At 45.5% G+C, this 2,014-nt stretch carries 2 protein-coding genes and 1 pseudogene; 2 read left to right on the top strand and 1 reads right to left on the bottom strand.

The annotated features are described in order from the left end of the window. Positions 1-346: pseudogene (locus tag H6G00_RS27020) on the bottom strand (hypothetical protein); the annotation flags it as partial. Between the two features lie 359 nt (positions 347-705). Between H6G00_RS27020 and H6G00_RS27015 the strand changes: the two are divergent. Beyond that, positions 706-870 (top strand): hypothetical protein, encoded by a 165-nt coding sequence (locus tag H6G00_RS27015; protein WP_190799095.1) that lies wholly within the window; start codon positions 706-708, stop codon positions 868-870. A gap of 232 nt (positions 871-1,102) precedes the next feature. After that, positions 1,103-1,801 (top strand): hydrolase, encoded by a 699-nt coding sequence (locus H6G00_RS27010; protein ID WP_190799094.1) that lies wholly within the window; start codon positions 1,103-1,105, stop codon positions 1,799-1,801. Positions 1,802-2,014: the final 213 nt, after the last annotated feature.

The raw sequence follows: 2,014 nt of genomic DNA, 5'->3' as shown, positions 1-2,014 counted from the left end.
GCCGCATCCAGCATTCTAAAGACTCTCCACCAAAGTCTTCCAAAAGAATAACCAGCGTGCGCTGGTAGTCTTGCTGGCTGTATGCCTTGACTACGCCTTCAATGTTGAGAAAACGAGTAATTTCATACTCCTGCCGATAGCGAGTTAATTCCTGAGGAGAGGGATAATCCTGCTTGAGAACTTTGGCAATCACTGCACAATTATCTTGCTCTCTGATACCCCGATACACCAAAGAAGCTAAGCTCTCATAGATTTTGCTGTGGATAGTAATTCCAGGCAGGGTAATCACTGAATACTTCCCCGATAAAGGACTGTCATCCGTTTCCCAAAGTATATCGCTTGCCAAACTCCAGAATATAAAGCTCCTTGTATCAGCAATTCTCATTTTGGAAAACTTCGTGCCCTGTGGGCACTCACTTGTATAAGTCAGGGGGCAAAAAGGTCGCCTTGAGCGACTTTTTGCCCCCTGAACTTCCATACTGAGAATTGCTGTCCTTGTATAGATCTTTATATCCTGACTTGTAATTGCTCAACTCAGTGCTACCGGATTTTGCATTCAGACATTGATGGTCGATCGGTTGTATGAGTGTACTTTCGATCAACTTCGGATTCTAACTTAAGTTAGAGCCAGCCTTCTACTCCACGATGGCATGGTTAATCTATCAATTTGTACTGTCAAAAATTTAACTTGCTATAGGCGACAGCTTGAAGGCGACCACCTATATTGAACTCATGCAAACAGTCATGCAAATGGATCGAGCAAGTAAATTGCACGGTTCCATGCTTGAAGGCATGAATATTCAAGGTGCAACTGAATTAACGCACACTCAAGCAGCGACGTTGAAGGCATTAGGCGCAATTTCACAGTGAAGCGAATGCTCTTTGGGCACGCGACGCGAACGCCTTAACTCTATGCTTAACTCGCGATCTTAAGTGGCGAAATTTGGAGTTGTCTTGCAGAGTCAGTTCATGGCGCGATCGCTTACGTAATCAACTCTTGAGGGTAAACAGACGTTTCACTTAAAAGCACAAGCAGAGATGTTTAGCTTTTGATTTCATTCTGCAATTTCTGATTCACCAATCGCTCAAATAGGAGAGTTCAATGTCTAAAAATCAGAAAATTGGTCTAGAAGGACTGCTTCGTCCAGAAGATAGCATCCTGGTACTGATTGACCACCAGCCCTATCAGTTCACCAACTTGAACAGCCATGAACCTACGATGATCATTAACAATGTTATTGGTCTTGCCAAATCGGCAAAGGTGTTCAACGTACCCACAATCCTGACCAATGTCATGGAAGAAAGAGGGGGTCATATCATTAAGGCACTACAAGATGTTTTTCCTGATCAAAAACCGATCAACCGCACTTCCATCAATACTTGGGAAGATCCAAACGTGACAGATGTAGTGAAGAAAAGTGGCCGCAAGCAACTGATACTTGCTGCGCTTTGGACCGAGGTCTGTCTCGCAATGCCAGCAATTCAGGCGCTGGGTGAGGGCTATGACGTATTCATCGTTACCGATGCTTCGGGCGGTGTTACTGCGGAAGCTCATGACATGGCGGTTCGCCGGATGGTTCAGGCTGGTGCAGTTCCAATCAATTGGATGGCTGTACTTGCTGAATGGCAACGTGACTGGGCACGCACAGAAACATCTGCGGGTGTATCAGAGATTCTTCTTGAGCATGGCGGTGCTAGTGCGGTTGCCCTTGCATGGGAACTTCAGCTCCTTGCAACAACCCCTCCAGCGGACGGCAAACCTGTCCAGGTCAGCAATTCCTCCATTGGTCAATTGGTTTAGCGTTGTGGGTGAATTGCACCGTGATTGGCGTAACGATATTGAAGGGCTAGGTAATTTCCTTGCAGGGTTTATTCCTGACTACAAAATACCTAATGACGAGGGTTGTGTCGCAAAAACTGATTAGGGACAAACGATCGGTATCGTTTTCATTCCCTTAAGCAGCAATTTCAAAGATTGCTTCAATAAACTTGGCTTGAGACACACTGTCCCCTT

Origin of the sequence: Leptolyngbya sp. FACHB-541, from assembly GCF_014695875.1 — a bacterium.
GTDB lineage: Bacteria > Cyanobacteriota > Cyanobacteriia > Elainellales > Elainellaceae > JAAUTN01.
Note: the sequence above shows the minus strand (reverse complement) of the source record. Positions and strands in the feature narration are given on the sequence as shown.